Below are 15,746 nucleotides of genomic sequence, written 5' to 3'. Positions count from 1 at the left end.
TTTATTAACCTTTAAGCTGAGCCAGGGCGCGGTAATCCGCTCCCAGCGTGGCCTGTAAAACCTCTTTCGGATAATCGTCGGTCACTACGGCTTCGCCCATGCGGCGCAACAGCACCAGACGCAAACGACCGTCGATCACTTTCTTGTCAATTGCCATGTGTTCGAGAAAATCCGCTTCAGTCATCTCTTCAGGCGGGATGACCGGCAGGCCCGCGCGCTGGAACAAGCGAATACCGCGATCACGCTCCTGGTGGGTGATCCAGCCCAGGCGCGCAGACATTTCCAAGGCCATGACGGTGCCCGCGGCAACCGCCTCGCCATGTAGCCAGACACCGTAGCCCATATGGGTTTCGATGGCATGGCCAAAGGTGTGACCCAGGTTGAGGGTGGCGCGCACCCCAGACTCACGCTCGTCGGCCCCCACCACGGCGGCCTTGGCCGCACAGGAGCGTTCGATGGCGTAGGTCAGGGCCTGCTGGTCCAGGGCCCGCAGGCGGTCGACGTTTTCTTCCAGCCAGGTGAGGAAGGGTTCGTCGCAGATCAGGCCGTACTTGATCACCTCCGCCAAACCCGCCGACAACTCCCGGCTGGGCAGGGTATTGAGGCTGGCGGTGTCGATCAGCACCACGTTCGGCTGATAGAAGGCGCCGACCATGTTCTTGCCCAGCGGGTGGTTGATACCGGTCTTGCCACCCACCGAAGAGTCCACCTGGGACAACAGGGTGGTCGGGATCTGGATGAAGTCCACACCGCGCTGATAGCAGGCAGCGGCAAAGCCGGCCATGTCACCGATTACCCCGCCACCGAGGGCGATGAGGGTGGTGCGCCGATCATGACGCGCGGTCAGCAGGCCATCGAAGATCAACTGCAGGGTTTCCCAGTTCTTGTGGGCCTCGCCATCGGGCAGGACCACCGAGATCACCGAGTATTGCTCCAGGCTGCGGGTCAGGCGCTCAAGGTACAGCGGCGCGACCGTCTCATTGGAAATGATCGCCACTTGCCGCCCGGCGATATGTGGCACCAGCAGCTCGGGCCGGTCCAACAGTCCTTCACCAATGTGAATCGGGTAGCTGCGCTCGCCTAGATCGACCTTAAGTGTCTGCATGTGTCCCCACAGTGAAGATGGAAGCAGGCGTTGTGCCTTGTATTGACGATGGGCCTCGTCAGGTCTTCTGACGCTGCCCGATAGCTCTGCGCCACACCCTGGCGGTCATGGCGCGACGCCGAGAATAGCGCATTTCGCTCGACGCATTAACGGGGTGGCAGCTGCTGCAGGCGCTCCAGGATGTCCAGCACCACCATTCGCGGCGGCCGCTCATCGGTTTCCACCACTAGATCGGCGATTTCCCGATAGAGCGGATCGCGGACTTCCAGCAAGTCGCGCAGGGTCTTGGCCGGATCGGCGGTGCGCAGCAAGGGACGATTGCGGTCCCGGGCAGTCCGACCGACCTGTTGCTCCACCGAGGCGTGCAGATAGACCACTCGTCCGCCGGCATGCAACGCCCGACGATTGGCTTCGCGCATGACCGCGCCACCACCAGTGGCCAGGACCACGCCGTCGGTACCACAGAGCTCGGCGATCATTGCCTGCTCGCGATCGCGAAAGCCCGGCTCGCCTTCCTTATCGAAGATCCACGGGATGTTCGCGCCGGTACGCAGTTCAATTTCCTTATCGGAATCTTTGAATGGCAGGCGCAGCTCTTTGGCCAGTAAGCGGCCTATGGTGCTTTTTCCAGCCCCCATCGGCCCAACAAGAATCAAATTTCGCACAGAATCAACGACTCACAGCAATCGCCTGGTTGTTCATGATACGCGGAGTGAGAAATACCAGCAGCTCGGATTTTTTCTCCGACACCACGTCACGCCGGAAAAGGCGGCCAAGATACGGCACATCGCCAAGAAATGGCACTTTATCTACAACCTTGCTCTGGGTATTGGAAAAAACCCCGCCAATGACAATGGTTTCACCATCACGGACCAAGACCTTGGCATTGACCTCGTTCTTCTTGATCGGCGGCACATCCTGGACCTTGTTCAGGTAGTCCGGCTCGTCCTTGGTGACCTTGACCTCCATGATGATGCGGTTGTCGGGGGTAATCTGCGGCGTCACCTCAAGGGACAGCGAGGCCTCGCGGAATGACACGGAAGTGGCGCCACTGGAACTGGCTTCCTGATAGGGAATCTCGGTGCCCTTGAGGATCCTCGCGGTCTCCTTGTCGGAGGTGACTACCCTGGGCCGGGAAACGATCTCGCCATTGCCGGTCTTCTCCATGGCGCTCAGCTCCAGATCCAGCAGCACGTTGTCGGTGATGTAGGCGATGCCGATGCCCGAGGTGTTGGCCACGGCCCCGAGGTCGACGAACGGCGCGCTGCTGTCCGGCGCCCCGACGATCGATGAGCCGCCTCCGCCCGGCACTCCGGAAGCCTGCCAGTTGCCCCTTTTGTGCAGCGAACCGCCCCAGCGCACTCCCAGGCTCTTATTGTAATCAAGGTTGGCCTCGACGATCCGTGCCTCGATCATTACCTGGCGCACCGCGACGTCCAATTGACCAACGATGCGCCGCAGCTCATCGAGCCGTTCCTGGGTCTGGTAGGCAATGATGTTGTTGGTGCGCTCGTCCACGGTGATCGAACCCTGCTCGCCGGCACGGTCCTCGACGCCGGTCACCGAATGGAACAGCTTGGCGATGTCCGCGGCCTTGGCGTAGTTGACCTGTAGCAGCTCCCGGCGCAGCGGCGCCAGGTCCTGCAACTGCTTCTGCGACTCCAGTTCCTGGCGTTCCCGGGCGGCCATTTCATCCGCCGGGGCCACCAGCAAGACATCCCCCACCTGGCGCTTGTCCAGGCCCTTGGTCTTGAGCACCAGATCCAGGGCCTGATCCCAGGGCACGTGCTGCAGACGCAGGGTGATGCTGCCTTGCACCGTGTCGCTGGCCACCAGGTTGAGGCCCGTGAAGTCGGCGATCAGTTGCAGCACCGAACGCACTTCGATGTCCTGAAAGTTCAACGAAAGCTTGGCGCCACCATAAGCAGGCCGGGTCACAGCGCCGCCGATCGAGTGCGTCGGGGTTGCGGCCCCTGCCTGAAGCGGCGCGGATACCCGAGCAGCCTCACCGGCCGAGGTGGTCGTGAGCTCGGCGGCGCCGATCAGCGGTGCCAGCAGCGCCATCCATAGCACCACACCGCTGGCTGAAACAGTCCTGTTCATTGTGCGGATTCCACCTAAGAGTGTTTTTTCAGCAGCAACGTCCGTGGTCGCTCCTGCCAGCCCCCCGCCCCATCGGCAACAATTTCCACTACCTCTACCCGAGACTCGCTGATCGCCACGATCCGACCTTCGCTTCGCCCCAGGTAGTCGCCAATCTGCAAAGGGTGGACACCATCGGCGCTGCGCAACAGGGCGAAGCTTGCGCTGGCGCCGGACAAGGTTCCGACCATCTGCAACTGCTCGATATCAAAGCCCTCCAGACGCTGCCGGGGTCGCTGCGGATCGGGCCGGACTGCGCGCGCTCCCCGCCGACGCTCGACTCGCTCGACGCTCTGCGGGGGCTGGAATGGGCTGCGCAACCCGCTGGCGTCATAGATGAATGCAGGGTAGGACCGAATGACCGGCAGCGGCTCAATCGGCTCCGGCGCTTGTCGGAGCATCTGGTTCATGTATGCCTGGGTTTCAGCCAAGTCTGCGACTCCCTCGCACCCACACAAGCCCAGACCAACGCAAGCGCCCAGCAGCCAGCGCCAGCCCCTCATGATTGCGGTTCCGGTCTGTCGTACCTGTAGGTTCGCGCCCCGATGCTCAAGCGCAATCGTGCAGGATCACCCGGCTCCAGGGGCCTGAGCTGAAAATCATGCAAGGTGACGATTCGCGGCAGGCCGGCGACGCCACTGACGAAGGTCGCCAGATCGTGATAGCCCCCCGTAACCGTGATCTGGATCGGCAGCTCGACATAAAACGGCCGCGGCACTTGCGGCTGCAGCTTGATCTCCTCGAACGCCAGGCCACCGCCCATGCCCAGGCGACTGATGTCTTCAAGCAACCCCGGGACTTCACTATCGCTGGGCAACTGACGCAGCAACTGCTCGAAACTGTTGCGCAGGGCCGCAAGCTGCTCCCGATAAAGCTCGAGATTGGCCACTTGCCGGGCCTTGCTGGCGAACTGCTGTTTGAGACGGGTTTCTTCTTGGCGCACCTGCTGCAGTTGCCGCAGATGAGGGCTCAGGTACAGGCCATAGCCTGCAGCCAGAATCACCAGCAGTAGCAAGGCCGCCGTCAGCGCCCGCAACGGCGTCGGCCAGGAGCCGAGGTTGCTCAGCTCCAGCTCTCGCAGATCGGTGCCTCGCAGCTGCGCCAGCCACCCGCTCGGCTTCATCGCTTCGCCTCCTCAGGCAACAGCATCAAGCCGACGCTGAGCCGAAACAGATTGCTCGGCTGCGGCTGCACTTCGCTGGCCTTTTTCACTTCGGCCAGGCTGGGAGCGGCAAAACCGGCGGCCGCTTGCAGATTGCGCAGCAAGTCGGCAATCCGGCCATTGGCCTGGGCAACCCCACTGATGCTCAAGTTCTGCCCCTGCAGATCGGCCTCGGTGAAGTGCAGGCCATCGGGCACGCTGCGGGTCAGCTCCTGGAAAATCCGCACACGGGTCGGACGGTTGCCTTGCAGGTCCTCGATAACCCTCATGCGCTCAAGCAGTTGCTGGCGCCGGGCCTTGAGCTCGCGAACAGCGGCAATCTGCTGATCCAGGCCCACGTTCGCTTGTTCCAGGTACTGGTTGCGGGCCTGCTGCCGAGCATTCAAGCGCTCGATACCGACATCGGCCAGCAGCACCAGCCCCAATCCCAGCAGCATGATGACTGCCAGTGCCTGCAGAAAGCGCCGATGCTGCTGCACCCGCGCAGTCTCCCGCCAGGGAAGAAAGTTGATCCGGGCCATCAGTCGAACCCTCTCAGGGCCAGGCCGCAGGCTAGCAGCAGCTCCGGCGCCCGCTCGGCAAGGGCCTGGGCATCGACCCGAGGCCCGACGCTCATGCCGACGAACGGATTGGCAAGGGCCGTGGCTATCCCCAATTGCCGCTCGATCCGCCGCGCCAGCCCGGCAAGGCGACTGCCCTCGCCAGCCAGCAGCAACCACTGCACCGGTTGCCGCTGTGGCGACTCGGCGAACAGTTGCAGGGCGCGCTGGACATTCTGCAGCACGTCCCGCTCAAAGGACTGCAGCGCCTCCTCGATACCGACTGGCGAGCAACCTCCCTGGTGCTCGGCTTGCAGCACCTGATCCAGGGTCAGCGAAAAACGCTGCTCAAGGAACTGGCTCAGCGGTCGGCTACCGAACAGTTGCTCGCGGCTATAAATGATTCGCTGGTCGCGCATCACACTGAAACTGCTCACGCTCGACCCCACGTCCAACAACGCCAACGCAGACTGCGCAGCCAGCGGATTCTGCGCCGTCATCAGCGCCAGGCAACGCTCCAGGGCCAGGGGCGCGCTCTCCACCACCTGTGGCGTCAGACCCGCCTGGGCCAGCAGCGCCTCCGCGGCTTCGACCGTCTCGTGGCGACAGGCCACCAACAGCACCTGGACCCGCCGGGGATTGCCCGGCACCCTGCCCTGCACCTCAAAGTCGATGGCCACCTCTTCCAGGGGGTAGGGAATGTACTGGCCTGCTTCCAGACTGAGCTGGCACTCCAGCTCCGCCTCATCCAGCCCCGCCGGCATCTCGATCAGCTTGCTGATCACCGCTTCACCAGGCACCGCCACCGCGACTGCCTTGAGACGACTGCCGCTGGTGCGCCAGGCCCGGGACAGCGCCATGGCCTGCGCCTCGGGATCGATACCGCCCGATTCGAAAACTGAGTCGAGGGCCAGGTCTTGCCAGGCATAAGCCTCGACCCGATAGCCCCGGCCATCCCGGCTCAAGGACAGGAGCCTGACCGATGTGGCGCCGATATCGACCCCCAGGAGGGAACTCGACTTTCTGCTGAAGACTCCAAGCACACCAATTCCCTTTGACTATCCGTGACTTACGAACCCCACGAGCAGCAGCGCATTGAATCGCCACACCTTGACAGACGGGCAAATGACGCTCTCGGCGGAAAATGCTTATAATGCCCAGCGTTTTTTCCCGCTTTCCCTGCTGCGTGGGTCGGTCCCTGATTACCTTGAATGCCCTGACGCCTAATTCATTCCTTTCTCTGGAAATCCAAAAGCCTTGATTCGTCTGCTGAAGTTTTTCGGGTGGTCCATCGTCGCTGTGTTCTGCGGGCTGCTTCTCGCCCTCTCCGGTGCGTTTCTCTATCTTAGTCCCGGCCTTCCATCGGTTGAGGCCCTGAGAAGCATCCAGTTGCAGATTCCTCTGCGGGTGTACAGCAGCGACGGCAAGTTGATCGCAGAATTTGGCGAAATGCGCCGCACACCCATACGTTTCGCCGAAATTCCCCCCAACTTCATCAATGCGTTACTAAGTGCTGAAGACGACAACTTCGCTAACCATTACGGGGTTGACCCCAGCAGCCTGATGCGCGCCGCGACCCAATTGGTCAAGAGCGGACACATCCAGTCCGGCGGCAGCACCATCACCATGCAGGTGGCGAAGAACTTCTTCCTCAGCAGCGAGCGCAGCTTTTCGCGCAAGACCACCGAGATTCTCCTGGCCCTGCAGATCGAGCGGCAGCTGACCAAAGACGAGATCCTCGAGCTGTACGTCAACAAGATCTACCTGGGCAACCGCGCCTACGGGATCGAGGCGGCAGCCCAGGTGTACTACGGCAAGTCCATTCGTGACGTGAGCCTGGCACAGATGGCGATGATCGCCGGCCTGCCCAAAGCCCCTTCGCGTTTCAACCCGCTGGCCAATCCGGCGCGCAGCAAGGAGCGCCGCGACTGGATCCTCGGCCGCATGTACAAGCTGGGCAAGATCACCGAAGCGGCCTACACCGAAGCCATCAACGAACCGCTGAACGCCAGCTACCACGTGCCGACGCCGGAGGTGAACGCGCCTTACATCGCCGAGATGGCCCGCGCCGAGATGGTCGGCCGTTATGGCAGCGACGCTTACACCGAAGGTTTCCGCGTCACCACCACGGTGCCCAGTGACCTGCAGGAAATGGCCAATACCGCGGTCCAGGAAGGCTTGATGACCTACGACCAGCGCCACGGCTACCGTGGTCCCGAGTCGCGCCTGCCCGGCAAGACCCATGCCGCCTGGGCCACAGAGCTGACCAAGCAGCGGACCATCAGCAGCCTGGAACCGGCGATCGTCACTCAGGTCGAGAAGAACGGCATCCAGGTGCTGACCCGCAACGGCGAGGAACATGTGGCCTGGGAGAGCATGAAATGGGCCCGGCCGTTCCTCAACACCAACAGCATGGGCGCTGCTCCTCGCCAGCCGGCGGACGTGGCCCAGGTCGGCGACCTGATACGTGTGCAGCGCCAGGCGGACAATTCCCTGAAGTTCAGCCAGGTTCCGGTCGCCCAGGGCGCCCTGGTAACCCTGGACCCGCAAAACGGTGCGATCCGCGCCCTGGTCGGTGGTTTTGCCTTTGAGCAGAGCAACTACAACCGCGCAATGCAAGCCAAGCGCCAGCCCGGTTCGAGCTTCAAGCCGTTCGTCTATAGCGCGGCCCTGGACAATGGCTACACCGCGGCCAGCCTGGTCAATGACGCGCCGATCGTGTTCGTCGACGAATACCTGGACAAGGTCTGGCGGCCGAAGAACGACACCAATACCTTCCTCGGCCCGATTCGCATGCGCGAAGCGCTGTACAAATCGCGCAACCTGGTATCGATCCGCCTGCTGCAAAGCATGGGCGTGGACCACACCATCGACTACATCAGCAAGTTCGGCTTCAACAAGCAGGACCTGCCGCGCAACCTGTCCCTGGCCCTGGGCACCGCGACCCTGACCCCCATGGAGATCGCCACCGGCTGGAGTACCTTTGCCAACGGCGGCTACAAGATCACCCCGTACATCATCGACAAGATCGAAAGCCGCAACGGCGAGCTGCTGTTCAGCGCCAACCCGCCCAGCGTCCCCACCGGGAACACGGCCAGCAGCGGCATCGCGGCGCCAGAGCACAACTTCACGGTCAACACCGTGGCCGGCGAAAGCCCGGTCCAGGCTCCGGTACAGACGCCTGCCGTCGCCGAACGAATCATTGACGGACGCACCACCTACATCCTCAACAGCATGCTCGAGGACGTGATCAAGCTGGGCACCGGCCGCCGAGCCCTGGCCCTGGGCCGCTCGGACCTGGCCGGCAAGACCGGTACCACCAACGAGTCCAAGGACGCCTGGTTCTCCGGCTACAACGCCGACTACGTGACCACGGTCTGGACCGGTTTCGACCAGCCGGAAAGCCTCGGACGTCGCGAATACGGCGGCACTGTGGCCCTGCCGATCTGGATGAACTTCATGGGCGCCGCGCTCAAGGGCAAGCCTGCGCACACCCAGGCCGAACCGGAGGGCATCCTCAGCCTGCGGGTCGACCCGGTCAGCGGCCGCGCCGCCACTCCGGGCACGCCGAATGCCTACTTCGAGCTGTTCAAGAGCGAAGACACCCCACCCTCGGTCAACGAGCTGGGCAATGGCGTCGCACCGGGCAGCCCGCTGCCGGCGGACGAAGCGGCGCCGATCGACCTCTTCTAAGGGCAGCGGCAAGCTGCAAGTGATCAGCGGCAAGCAAGAGCGCGCCCTGCTCTTGCAGCTGGAAACTTGGAGCTAGCCGCTGATTGCTTGCCCATAAAAAAACCCGGCTCGATGGCCGGGTTTTTTCATGGGCGGCTGTTAGCCGTTGAACACATCATCCACGTTTTTGAGCGGGTAGTTCTTCGGATACGGCAGGGTCGCCACGCCAGTCTCGATAGCGGCCTTGGCCACGGCATCGGAGATCACGGTGATCAGGCGGGCATCCATTGGCTTCGGAATGATGTACTCACGACCGAATTCCAGCTTGATGCCACCGTACGCGTCGCACACTTCCTGCGGTACTGGCAGCTTGGCCAGCTCGCGCAGGGCGTTGGCCGCGGCGATCTTCATTTCTTCGTTGATGCGCTTGGCGCGAACGTCCAGGGCACCACGGAAGATGAACGGGAAGCCGAGCACGTTGTTCACCTGGTTCGGGTAGTCCGAACGACCGGTGGCCATGATCACGTCGTCACGGGTGGCGTGAGCCAGCTCTGGAGCGATTTCCGGATCCGGGTTCGAGCAAGCGAACACGATCGGGTTCGGCGCCATCGACTTCAGGCCTTCAGCGCTCAGCAGGTTCGGACCGGACAGGCCAACGAACACGTCGGCGCCTTGCAGTGCATCGGCCAGGGTGCGCTTGTCGGTGGTGTGGGCGAAGACCGCCTTGTACTGGTTCAGGTCGTCACGGCCAGCGTGGATAACGCCGGTACGGTCAACCATGAAGATGTTCTCGATCTGCGCGCCCATGCTCACCAGCAGCTTCATGCAGGAGATGGCGGCCGCACCGGCGCCCAGGCAGACGATTTTGGCATCGGCCAGGGTTTTGCCTGCGATTTCCAGGGCGTTGATCATGCCGGCGGCGGTCACGATCGCGGTGCCGTGCTGGTCATCGTGGAACACCGGGATGTCGCACTGCTCGATCAGAGCGCGTTCGATCTCAAAGCACTCTGGCGCCTTGATGTCTTCCAGGTTGATGCCACCGAAGGTGATGGAGATGCGCTTGACGGTGTCGATGAAAGCCTGCGGACTCTCGGAGTCGACTTCGATATCGAATACATCGATACCGGCGAAACGCTTGAACAGCACGCCCTTGCCTTCCATCACCGGCTTGGAGGCCAGTGGGCCGAGGTTGCCCAGGCCGAGAATCGCGGTGCCATCGGAAATGACGGCAACCAGGTTGCCTTTGCCGGTGTACTTGTAGGCCAGTTCCGGATCGCGAGCGATTTCGCGTACCGGCTCGGCTACGCCGGGGCTGTAGGCCAGCGCCAGATCACGAGCGGTAGCAGTGGCCTTGGTGAGCTCGACACTCAGCTTTCCTGGACGAGGATTGGCATGATATTCGAGAGCGGCAGTTTTCAAATCAGACATGTGGGCATTCCGCTTTTTACTGTTGGACAGACGGACCGCCGAGGATACGCGTGTCGCATAGTCCCTACAAGACTGCCCAGTCACCCCTGTCAAGGCCCGTAGCGTACGACTTTGGGCCAAGAGCCACGGGGTACAAGGCTTTCAACTGTTCACAATCCAATTAAAAAATGTCTACAATTTTTCTTTATCAGAGAAGTCTGACCATGGAAACGTCGGTCAGCGACAACATCCAGCCTGCCCCGCTCGACCTGAAACCGCCGGAACGCGAACGTACCCGTACCCAGCCCCGAGCCTCGATCCGCCGCCCGACAAGCCCCTTGAGCCACTGACGATCGAAACGCCCCAGAACATTGGGTGCAACACGCAATACAACTGCACCGCGCAATGTGATCCAAACCCCGCCACGATTGCGTTCGACCTTGCTCACACGCCCCTCGAGCACGACAAAGCCCGAACGGCGGATCTGCTCCGCTTTCAGTACAGTTGAGCGTCGCCAGAGCCCCAGCCCCGCTCGACGCGCGTGCTTTTCCGCAGCCTGCTGACAAGCGACCAGGGCGACGTTCGGCACGATGGCGATCTGATAGGCAAGCCCCTCGGCAATCAATTGGGCTTCCAGATTGGTCCCGTTGACGTCATAGACATGGGCCAGCGTCCGACCGTGGCGATCGTGCCGCTCACGCCCGGGCAGCAAGCCGACCCGACCACCGCTCTGCGCCACCAGGCGCTGCAAACGTTGCCGCGCCGCCACCGCAAAAGGCTCGGCCGGGCGCCCCCGACGGGCCAGCTCCGGCGCATTGAGGCCGATCATCCGCACGCTGCGACCATCCTTGAGACGCAAGGTATCGCCATCCACCACCCGCTGGACCGTTGTAGGAGTCAGCCCCTCTGGAGCCGGGCAAAACGCCTCGGCGGCGGTCAGCCAAATCGCAGACACAAAAAAGGCGCCCACATGGGACGCCTTTTTTATCAGCGAGGAAAGTCGGTATCGGCTTTCCAGAACGATCAGCCTCAGGCCTTTTTCGTTGCGCCGAAAGCACCGAAGCGCGACTTGAACTTGTCGACACGACCGCCAACGTCCAGAGTCTTTTGCTTACCGGTGTAGAACGGGTGGCACTCGTTGCACACGTCCAGGCTCAGAGGCTTGGCCAGGGTGGAGCGAGTTTCGATGACGTTACCGCAGCTGCAGGTAGCGGTAACGGCTTCGTATACTGGATGGATATCGGCTTTCATGGTGTATTCCTCAGGCTAGCGTGCCGCCACCCAACACTATTGTTGAATACCGCACGAATTAGGGCGCGGATTCTACCAGACCGCGTCAAACGCGCAAGAGATCCTGAGTACCCCCCATCAGAAAAAGCCGGCGAAACCTTGACAGCCCCGTCTTTGCCACGCACCCAACTGCAGCGCCACCTCGGCCGCGGGAAAACCTCCACAGACCAGGACGCGCGCACGCTTATACAGGACACCCCACGGCTCGTCTGTTAGGCTCCGGAGCCTATTTACCGTCTGCTCATCGAGATTGTCCCGCGTGCCCGACGCCATCTTGCGCCTCGCCCTGCCTTCGCCTCTGCGCCGCCTCTTCGACTACCGTGCCCCAGCCGGTGTGCTGCGCGCCCAGCTGCATCCGGGGATGCGCTTGCGAGTGCCCTTCGGCCGCCGGGAAATGATCGGCATCCTGGTGGAAGTGGCGGATCACAGTGAAGTTCCGGCCGACAAGCTCAAGCCGGCCCTGGCCCTGCTGGACCCCACGCCACCACTGCCCCCAGCCCTGTTCAAGCTGTGCCTGTGGACCGCCCAGTACTACCAGCACAGCCTCGGCGACACCCTGAGCTGGGCCTTGCCGGTGCTGCTGCGCCAGGGCGAGCTGGCCGAGGCCCGTCAGGAACGCTTCTGGTCGATAGCCCCAGGCGCCCGCCTTGATGACCCGCGCATCGCCCGCGCCCCGCGTCAGCGCGAAGCGCTGGCCACCCTGGCCCAACACCCCCATGGCGTGCCCCACGCCCTGCTGAGCAAGCTGATGCTGAGCAAGGACAGCCTGGACCTGTTGCTGGCCAAGGATCTGGTGCAGGTAGAAGTGCGCAAGCACGCCCCGGGCGTGCGCCATGAGCATTGGCTGGCCCAGCCCGAACTGCCGCTCAACAGCGAGCAACGCGCCGCCTATGAAGCGATCCGCGCCGGGTTCGACAGCTACCACGCCTTTCTTCTGGCTGGGGTCACCGGCAGCGGCAAGACCGAGGTCTACCTGCAGTTGATCCGCGAAACCCTCGAAGCCGGCAAACAGGCCCTGGTGCTGATCCCGGAGATCAACCTGGGGCCGCAAACCCTGGCGCGCTTCGAACAACGCTTCAACGCCCGCATCGCCCTGCTGCACTCGGCGGTCAACGACCGCGAACGCCTGGATGCCTGGCTCGCCGCCCGGGATGGCGAGGCCGATATCATCATCGGCACCCGCTCGGCGCTGTTCACACCGATGAAGAATCCCGGACTGATCATCATCGATGAGGAGCACGACGGTTCGTACAAGCAACAGGAAGGCCTGCGCTACCACGCCCGGGACCTGGCCCTGGTGCGCGCCCGCCAGGAAAACATTCCCATCGTCCTGGGCTCGGCCACACCGTCTCTGGAAAGCCTGCACAACGCCTACACCGGCCGCTATGGCCTGCTGCGCCTGAACGAGCGAGCCGGCGGCGCCAAGCAACCGCGCTTCCTACGCCTGGATGTGAAGAGCCGCCCTCTGGACAGCGGCATTTCCGGCCCCATGCAGCAGGCCATCGGCCAGACCCTGGCCGCCGGCCAGCAAGTCCTGGTATTCCTCAACCGCCGCGGCTTCGCCCCGACCCTGCTCTGCCACGACTGCGGCTGGATGTCCGAATGCCAGCGCTGCGACGCTCGCATGACGGTGCACCAGCGCTCCGGCGAACTGCGCTGCCACCATTGCGGCCATGTGGAGCGGGTGCCCCGGCACTGCCCGCAATGCGGCAAGGTCGACCTGCGTCCCGTGGGCGCCGGCACCGAGCGCGCGGAAGAACGCCTGGGCATTCTGTTTCCCGACTACCCGGTATTGCGGGTGGACCGCGACAGCACCTCGCGCAAGGACGCGATGAACCAGCTGTTTGCCACCATTCAGAAAGGTCATCCGTGCATCCTGGTGGGCACCCAGATGCTGGCCAAGGGGCACCACTTCCCCCGGGTCACCCTGGTGTCGATCCTCGATGCCGACGGCGGCCTGTTTTCCGGAGACTTCCGCGCCAGCGAGCGCATGGCGCAACTGATCGTCCAGGTCGCCGGACGCGCCGGGCGTGCCGAAGAGCCCGGCAAGGTGATCATCCAGACCCACCTCGCCGACCACCCGCTGCTGGTGCAACTGACCGAACAGGGCTACTTCGCCTTTGCCGAACAGGCCCTGAGCGAGCGCCGCGCCGCCGGCCTGCCACCCTTCGCTCACCTGGCCCTGCTGCGAGCCGAGGCGCACAAGCCGGGGCAAGCCGAAGGTTTTCTCGATGAAGCCTGCAGCGAGGCCGAACGCCTGCTGGCGGAACAGAACCTGGGGGGCATCGAGCTGCTGGGACCGGTTCCGGCACCGATGGAACGGCGCGCCGGGCGTTATCGTGCGCAGTTACTGCTGCAAGCCAATGCCCGGGCACCGCTGCATCGGCTGCTGAGCAGTTGGCTGCTGGTGCTGGAGCAGATGCCCAGCGGACGCCAGGTGCGCTGGTCGCTGGACGTGGACCCGGTGGATTTGTATTGATCGATATCGCGTTTTCGCGGGCTAGCCCGCTCCTACAATGGGGCGGTATCAAACCCGTAGGAGCGGGCTCGCCCGCGAACAGGACCGAATAGCCACCACCGATCCACCAGCAGCCCTCTATAGTTGGCAAGGCCGTTCCAGCAACGGATAATGCCCAGTTTTTCCACCCGCGCACCAACGCGCCGCCGCGCCAGCGGTCGAACGAGAAGACCATGAAAGACACCATTCGCCAGCTCATCCAGCAAGCCATCACCCAACTCGTCACCGAAGGTGTGTTGCCAGAAGGCCTGACGCCGGCGATCCAGGTCGAAAACACCCGCGACAAGACCCACGGCGACTTCGCCAGCAATATCGCCATGATGCTGGCCAAGCCCGCCGGCATGAAGCCGCGTGACCTGGCGGAAAAGATCATCGCCGCGCTACCGGCCCATGAGGACCTGAGCAAGGCGGAAATCGCCGGCCCGGGCTTCATCAACTTCTTCCAGAACACCCAGGCCCTGGCCGCGCGCCTGGACGCCGCCCTCGGCGACGAGCACCTGGGCGTGCGCAAGGCCGGCCCGGTGCAGCGCACGGTGATCGACATGTCGGCACCGAACCTGGCCAAGGAAATGCACGTTGGCCACCTGCGCTCCACCATCATCGGTGACGGCGTGGCACGGGTCCTGGAGTTCCTCGGCGACACGGTGATTCGCCAGAACCACGTCGGCGACTGGGGTACCCAGTTCGGCATGCTGATGGCCTACCTGGAAGAGAACCCGATCACCAGTGACGAGCTGTCGGACCTGGAGAACTTCTACCGCGCCGCCAAGCAGCGCTTCGACGAATCCGAAGCCTTTGCCGACCGTGCCCGTGGCCTGGTGGTCAAGCTGCAAGCCGGCGACCCGGACTGCCTGGAGCTGTGGACCAAGTTCAAGGACATCTCGCTGTCCCACTGCCAGAAGATCTACGAGCTGCTCAACGTCAAGCTGACCATGGCCGACGTCATGGGCGAGAGCGCCTATAACGATGACCTGATCAACGTGGTCAACGACCTCAAGGCCCAGGGCATGCTGGTCGAAAGCAACGGCGCCCAGTGCGTGTTCCTCGACGAGTTCAAGAATGCCGAAGGCGAGCCGCTGCCGGTGATCATCGTCAAGGCCGATGGCGGCTACCTGTACGCCACCACCGACCTGGCCGCCGTACGCTACCGCAGCGGCACGCTCAAGGCCGATCGCGCCCTGTACTTCGTCGATCAGCGCCAGGCCCTGCACTTCCAGCAAGTGTTCGCCGTGGCCCGCAAGGCCGGCTTCGTGACCCATCCGATGGAGATGGAACACATGGGCTTCGGCACCATGAACGGCGCTGACGGCCGTCCGTTCAAGACCCGCGACGGCGGTACGGTGAAGCTCATCGACCTGCTGACCGAAGCCGAAGAACGCGCCTACGCCCTGGTCAAGGAGAAAAACCCGCAACTGCCGGAAGCCGATCTGCGCAGCATTGCCAAGGTGGTGGGCATCGATTCGGTGAAATACGCCGACCTGTCCAAGCACCGCACCAGCGACTACAGCTTCAACTTCGACCTGATGCTCAACTTCGAAGGCAACACCGCGCCGTACCTGCTGTACGCCTACACCCGCGCCGCCGGTGTGTTCCGTAAGCTGGGCAAGGATTTCAGCGAAGTCGGCGGCCAGATCGAACTGCACGCGCCCCAGGAACTGGAGCTGGCGGCCAAGCTGGCGCAGTTCGGCGAGATCCTCAACAACGTCGCCGACAAGGGCACGCCGCACATCCTCTGCACCTACCTGTACGACGTGGCCGGCCTGTTCTCCAGCTTCTACGAGAACTGCCCGATCCTGGCGGCCGAGACGCCGACGCAGATGCACAGCCGCCTGCGCCTCACCGAGCTGACCCGCCGTACCCTCAAGCAAGGTCTGGAACTGCTGGGCCTCAAAGTCCTGGAGCAAATGTAAG

General features: G+C 63.1%; 12 protein-coding genes and 1 pseudogene. 3 read left to right on the top strand and 10 right to left on the bottom strand.

Going from position 1 to position 15,746, the window contains the following annotated elements; translation table 11 throughout:
• Positions 1–4: 4 nt before the first annotated feature.
• The 7 genes and pseudogenes from aroB to pilM form a co-directional block, all read right to left on the bottom strand.
• Entirely contained in the window at positions 5–1,105 is a 1,101-nt protein-coding gene (gene aroB, locus BLV47_RS25665) for a 3-dehydroquinate synthase (protein WP_092318899.1), read from the bottom strand.
• A 146-nt stretch (positions 1,106–1,251) separates the two neighbouring features.
• A complete protein-coding gene (aroK, locus tag BLV47_RS25660; protein ID WP_016966152.1) occupies positions 1,252–1,770 on the bottom strand; it encodes a shikimate kinase AroK in 519 nt (172 codons plus the stop codon).
• A gap of 4 nt (positions 1,771–1,774) precedes the next feature.
• Positions 1,775–3,031: pseudogene (locus BLV47_RS25655) on the bottom strand (type IV pilus secretin PilQ); the annotation flags it as partial.
• A 191-nt stretch (positions 3,032–3,222) separates the two neighbouring features.
• The gene (locus tag BLV47_RS25650; RefSeq protein WP_092318895.1) at positions 3,223–3,750 is read right to left on the bottom strand and encodes a pilus assembly protein PilP; all 528 of its coding nucleotides are present in this window, start codon (positions 3,748–3,750) and stop codon (positions 3,223–3,225) included.
• Entirely contained in the window at positions 3,747–4,370 is a 624-nt protein-coding gene (locus tag BLV47_RS25645) for a type IV pilus inner membrane component PilO (RefSeq protein ID WP_092318893.1), read from the bottom strand. The genes BLV47_RS25650 and BLV47_RS25645 overlap by 4 nt, the downstream gene beginning before the upstream one ends.
• The gene (locus BLV47_RS25640) at positions 4,367–4,930 is read right to left on the bottom strand and encodes a PilN domain-containing protein (RefSeq protein ID WP_092318891.1); all 564 of its coding nucleotides are present in this window, start codon (positions 4,928–4,930) and stop codon (positions 4,367–4,369) included. Before BLV47_RS25640 ends, BLV47_RS25645 begins: the two co-directional genes overlap by 4 nt.
• Positions 4,930–5,991 (bottom strand): type IV pilus assembly protein PilM, encoded by a 1,062-nt coding sequence (gene pilM / locus BLV47_RS25635; RefSeq protein WP_092318888.1) that lies wholly within the window; start codon positions 5,989–5,991, stop codon positions 4,930–4,932. The genes BLV47_RS25640 and pilM overlap by 1 nt, the downstream gene beginning before the upstream one ends.
• A 217-nt stretch (positions 5,992–6,208) precedes the next feature.
• Between pilM and BLV47_RS25630 the strand changes: the two genes are divergently transcribed.
• Complete coding sequence (locus BLV47_RS25630) at positions 6,209–8,641, top strand: penicillin-binding protein 1A (RefSeq protein ID WP_409258960.1); 2,433 nt, start codon at positions 6,209–6,211, stop codon at positions 8,639–8,641.
• A gap of 138 nt (positions 8,642–8,779) precedes the next feature.
• On the opposite strand, the gene BLV47_RS25625 is transcribed toward BLV47_RS25630, so the two are convergent.
• From BLV47_RS25625 to rpmE, 3 genes are all read right to left on the bottom strand, one after another.
• Positions 8,780–10,048, bottom strand: a complete 1,269-nt coding sequence (locus BLV47_RS25625) for a malic enzyme-like NAD(P)-binding protein (RefSeq protein WP_092318884.1) — start codon at positions 10,046–10,048, stop codon at positions 8,780–8,782.
• A 187-nt stretch (positions 10,049–10,235) separates the two neighbouring features.
• On the bottom strand, positions 10,236–11,015 hold the full coding sequence (locus BLV47_RS25620; protein WP_092318882.1) for a thermonuclease family protein: 780 nt from the start codon (positions 11,013–11,015) through the stop codon (positions 10,236–10,238).
• 41 nt (positions 11,016–11,056) lie between these two features.
• Complete coding sequence (rpmE, locus tag BLV47_RS25615) at positions 11,057–11,278, bottom strand: 50S ribosomal protein L31 (RefSeq protein ID WP_016962748.1); 222 nt, start codon at positions 11,276–11,278, stop codon at positions 11,057–11,059.
• 298 nt (positions 11,279–11,576) lie between these two features.
• Between rpmE and BLV47_RS25610 the strand changes: the two genes are divergently transcribed.
• Complete coding sequence (locus BLV47_RS25610; RefSeq protein ID WP_092318880.1) at positions 11,577–13,796, top strand: primosomal protein N'; 2,220 nt, start codon at positions 11,577–11,579, stop codon at positions 13,794–13,796.
• Between the two features lie 212 nt (positions 13,797–14,008).
• On the top strand, positions 14,009–15,745 hold the full coding sequence (gene argS / locus BLV47_RS25605) for an arginine--tRNA ligase (RefSeq protein ID WP_092318878.1): 1,737 nt from the start codon (positions 14,009–14,011) through the stop codon (positions 15,743–15,745).
• Position 15,746 lies beyond the last annotated feature (1 nt).

The organism is Pseudomonas saponiphila (assembly GCF_900105185.1).
Classification (GTDB): domain Bacteria; phylum Pseudomonadota; class Gammaproteobacteria; order Pseudomonadales; family Pseudomonadaceae; genus Aquipseudomonas; species Aquipseudomonas saponiphila.
The sequence above is the reverse complement of the archived record's forward strand: the minus strand, read 5'-3'. Positions and strand labels throughout refer to the sequence as shown.